Source organism: Actinacidiphila sp. bgisy167, from assembly GCF_965342175.1.
Classification (GTDB): Bacteria; Actinomycetota; Actinomycetes; order Streptomycetales; family Streptomycetaceae; genus Actinacidiphila.
Genome location: NZ_CBDRBL010000168.1, coordinates 1 through 4,022 on the forward strand (window position 1 = coordinate 1; position 4,022 = coordinate 4,022).

At 70.4% G+C, this 4,022-nt stretch carries 3 protein-coding genes and 1 pseudogene; all 4 read left to right on the forward strand.

Annotation, left to right across the window (positions count from 1 at the left end; translation table 11 throughout):
* The first annotated feature begins 64 nt into the window (after positions 1 to 64).
* Complete coding sequence (locus ACRWND_RS30430; RefSeq protein WP_431955143.1) at positions 65 to 1,084, forward strand: helix-turn-helix transcriptional regulator; 1,020 nt, start codon at positions 65 to 67, stop codon at positions 1,082 to 1,084.
* A gap of 553 nt (positions 1,085 to 1,637) precedes the next feature.
* Positions 1,638 to 1,727 carry a K(+)-transporting ATPase subunit F gene (gene kdpF, locus ACRWND_RS30435; protein WP_361812010.1) on the forward strand — a complete coding sequence of 30 codons (90 nt, stop codon included), beginning with the start codon at positions 1,638 to 1,640 and terminating at the stop codon, positions 1,725 to 1,727.
* The gene (gene kdpA / locus ACRWND_RS30440) at positions 1,727 to 3,391 is read left to right on the forward strand and encodes a potassium-transporting ATPase subunit KdpA (protein ID WP_431955145.1); all 1,665 of its coding nucleotides are present in this window, start codon (positions 1,727 to 1,729) and stop codon (positions 3,389 to 3,391) included. Before kdpF ends, kdpA begins: the two co-directional genes overlap by 1 nt.
* Positions 3,391 to 4,022, forward strand: a pseudogene (locus tag ACRWND_RS30445) (potassium-transporting ATPase subunit B); the annotation flags it as partial. The gene kdpA and the pseudogene ACRWND_RS30445, both read left to right, overlap by 1 nt.

Here is a 4,022-nt window from a genome sequence, read left to right on the forward strand (position 1 = left end):
CCGGCCGTTCCGCGAGGCGTACGATCATGAGCCGATGCGTGGACGTACAGGGGTGGCAAGCTGCATGGATGTCTCATCGGGAGGTCCCTGGGAGGGGCTGGGGCTGGACGCCCTGGGCGCCCGGGTGCTGGAGTACCTGGTGGGCCATCCCTCGGCCGACGCCGGCGCGGTGGCTGAGGTGGTCGGGACGTCGGTCTGCGAGGCCGAGCGGGTGCTGCGGGCCCTCGAGGACGAACTCCTCGTCATCCGCATCCCCGGCGGGTCCCCGCGCTGGAAGGCCGGACCGCCGCGCTCCTCACTGGGTTCGCTGCTCGCCCGCAGGCGCAGCGAACTGGCGCGTACGGAGCTGTTCGTGGAGCAACTCGACGAGCTCTACCGCTCCGCCGCGCACCCCGGCGCACCCGACCTGGTGGAGGTGCTGGAGCAGGGCGAGGAGGTCACCGCCCGGTACGCGTACCTGCTCAAGGGCAGCAGGAGCGAGGTGCTGCACCTGTCCAAGCCGCCCTATGTGACGGAGACCGCGGACGACTCGGGGCACCGGGACCCCGACCGCACCGCCGTCGCCCCGGGGGTGCGGCTGCGTTCGGTGTACGAGGCCGACGGCCTCACCGACGAGGTGTCCCTGGAGACCGTGATGCGCGGCATAGCGGTCGGCGGTGAACTGCGCCTGGGCACACGGGTCCCCGTCAAGCTGGCCGTCTTCGACCGGACGGCCGCTCTCCTCCCGCTTCACCTCGACCGGCCCTCGGCGGGTTCCCTGGTGGTGCACTCCTCGGCCCTGATCGAGGTGTGCGTGGCCCTTTTCGAGGGCGTCTGGGCATGCGCGACTCCGGTCTCCCTGGAGAGCCGCCAGGACTGGCCCGTCCCACGGGGCGAGCGCGAAGCGGTCGCGACGGACGAACGCACCCGGGCGATCCTCCACCTCATGGCCACGGGGATGAAGGACGACGCCATCGCCCGGGTACTGGGAGTGAGCCGCCGGACGGTCCAGAAGCACGTCAGCGACGCGGGCGCCGCCCTCGGCGCCCGGACGCGGTTCCAGATCGCGCTCCTCGCGCGCGACCGCGGCTGGCTGGACGGCTGAACCGGCCGCCCACGGCCGCGTCGGCGTGACCGGGTCCGCGTGACCGATCCACCAACGGCCGGCCCCGGCGTCGGCCCATGACCGGGCCTGGAGCCCCGCAGTCCCGCACTCGGCGGTCCGGCGCAAGCACGTCCACGTCCCACACCACCTGCCGGCCCACCGGGGCGCCAGGCGCACCGCAGGGCTACCGGGAGCATTCGACCAGGTCACAGAGCTGCATCGCCGGGTCGTACCACTGCCGGAGCGCCGTGACCCGCGCCAGTGTGGCGCTCGCGCCGCCGGTCACCCCACCTCTTCGCAGGTGCGGCGTCAAGGAGCCGTCAAGCCGTCTCCGGGCCGCGTCAGGGACCCGCTAACGAAGCCTGTCCGGGGCACTGCGGGGCGCTTCGCTACGTACACCGGTTCTTCACCGGCGCCGCGGGCCCGACCGGGTGCGCGGCATTCTTCCCCACACGACTACCGGGGTGCTCCGCATGCCAGATGTGGCCTTCATCGTCCTCACCGTCGCCGTCTTCGCCGTGCTCGGCCTCGTGGCCAAGGGGGCGGAGCGGCTGTGAGCGTCGAAAACGTCGTCGGACTCGTCGTCGCCGTGGCCCTGGTCGGTTACCTGGTGCTGGCGCTGATCTACCCGGAGAAGTTCTAGTGAACGACACCCTCGCGGGCTGGCTTCAGATCCTCGCGCTCGTCGGCGCGCTGGCCCTGACCTACCGGCCGCTGGGCGACTACATCGCCCACACCCTGACCTCCGTCAAACACCTGCGCGCCGAACGCCTCGTGTACCGGCTCGGCGGGGTCGACGGCGACGCGGACCAGAAGTGGTCCGTCTACCTGCGGAGCGTGCTGGCCTTCTCGGCCGTCTCCGTCCTCTTCCTCTACGCCTTCATGCGGCTGCAGAACCACCTGCTGCTGTCCATAGGCATGCCTTCCGTGACGCCCGGCGTGTCCTTCAACACGGCCGCGTCCTTCGTCACCAACACCAACTGGCAGTCCTACTCCGGTGAGTCCACGATGGGCCACCTGGTGCAGATGGCCGGTCTCGCGGTGCAGAACTTCGTGTCCGCGGCCGTAGGCATCGCCGTCGTCGCGGCCCTCATCCGGGGCTTCACCCGCAAGAAGACCGACCGCGTCGGCAACTTCTGGGTGGACCTCACGCGCATCGTCGTGCGCGTCCTGCTCCCGCTGGCGTTCGTCTTCGCCATCGTGCTCGTCGCGGGCGGCGCCGTGCAGAACTTCCACGGCGTGGACTCCATCTCGACCCTCATCGGCGACCACCAGAGCCTGACCGGCGGCCCGGTCGCCTCGCAGGAGGCCATCAAGGAGCTGGGCACCAACGGCGGCGGCTTCTACAACGCCAACTCCGCCCACCCGTTCGAGAACCCCAACGCCTTCACGAACCTGCTGGAGATCTACCTCCTGCTGGTGATCGCCACCTCCCTGCCGCGCACCTTCGGCCGCATGGTCGGCGATCACCGCCAGGGCTACGCGATCCTCGCCGTGATGGGCGTCATCTGGGCCGCCTCGGTCGCGATCGTCACCGTCAACGAGCTGCACAGCGTGAGCAGCCAGGCCGGCCACGTGGCCGGCGGCATGATGGAAGGCAAGGAGCAGCGCTTCGGGGTGTGGGGCTCGGCTCTGTTCGCGGTGTCGACCACCCTCACCTCCACCGGCGCGGTCAACTCGTTCCACGACTCGTACTCGCCCATCGGCGGCGGGATGACGATCTTCAACATGATGCTCGGCGAGATCGCCCCCGGTGGTACGGGATCGGGTCTCTACGGCATCCTCATCCTGGCGGTCATCGCGGTCTTCGTGGCCGGTCTGATGGTCGGCCGCACCCCGGAGTACCTGGGCAAGAAGCTCGGCGGCCGGGAGATGAAGTTCGCCTCCCTCTACATCCTCACCACCCCGGCGATCGTCCTGGTCGGCGCGGGCCTGGCCATGGCGCTGCCCGGTGAGCGGGCCGGGATGCTCAACACCGGTGCCCACGGCTTCTCCGAGGTGCTGTACGCCTTCACCTCGGCCGCCAACAACAACGGCTCGGCTTTCGCGGGCCTGACCGTGAACACCGACTGGTACAACACGGTGCTCGGCCTGGCCATGCTGTTCGGCCGCTTCCTGCCGATCGTCTTCGTCCTGGCGCTGGCCGGCTCCCTGGCCCGGCAGCAGCCGGTGCCCGTCACGGCGGGCACGCTGCCCACCCACCGGCCGCAGTTCGTCGGCCTGCTGACGGCCGTGATCCTGATCGTCGTCGGCCTCACCTACTTCCCGGCCCTGGCGCTGGGTCCGCTCGCGGAAGGTCTGTCCTGATGTCCCTGACCACCCTCGAACCCCCCGCGTCACCGGGCGGCGCCCCGACCGGGCCGCAGCAGCCGCACCGTGTCTCCGGCGGCATGCTGGACCCGAAGCAACTGCTCACCTCGCTCCCGGACGCGCTCAAGAAGCTCGACCCCCGGGTGATGGTCAAGAACCCCGTGATGTTCGTGGTCGAGGTCGGCGCCGTCCTGACCACGCTCTCGGCGATCAAGGATCCGAGCATCTTCGCCTGGGTCATCACAGTGTGGCTCTGGCTGACCGTCGTCTTCGCCAACCTGTCCGAGGCCGTGGCCGAGGGCCGCGGCAAGGCACAGGCCGAGACCCTGCGCCGGACGAAGACCGACACCGTCGCCCGCCGACTCACCGACTGGAGGCCCGGGCAGAGCTCGCTCCGCGAGGAGGAGGTCCCCGCCTCCGGCCTCAGGCTCGGCGACCACGTGGTCGTCGAGGCAGGGCAGATCATCCCCGGCGACGGCGATGTCGTCGAGGGCGTCGCGTCGGTCGACGAGTCGGCGATCACGGGTGAGTCGGCCCCGGTCATCCGGGAGTCCGGCGGTGACCGGTCGGCGGTGACGGGCGGCACCAAGGTGCTGTCGGACCGGATCGTCGTACGCATCACCTCCAA

Bases quoted from the DNA above. Each gene is read 5' to 3' on its own strand.
- ACRWND_RS30430 (WP_431955143.1), top strand. From the start codon at position 65: ATGGATGTCTCATCGGGAGGTCCCTGGGAGGGGCTGGGGCTGGACGCC.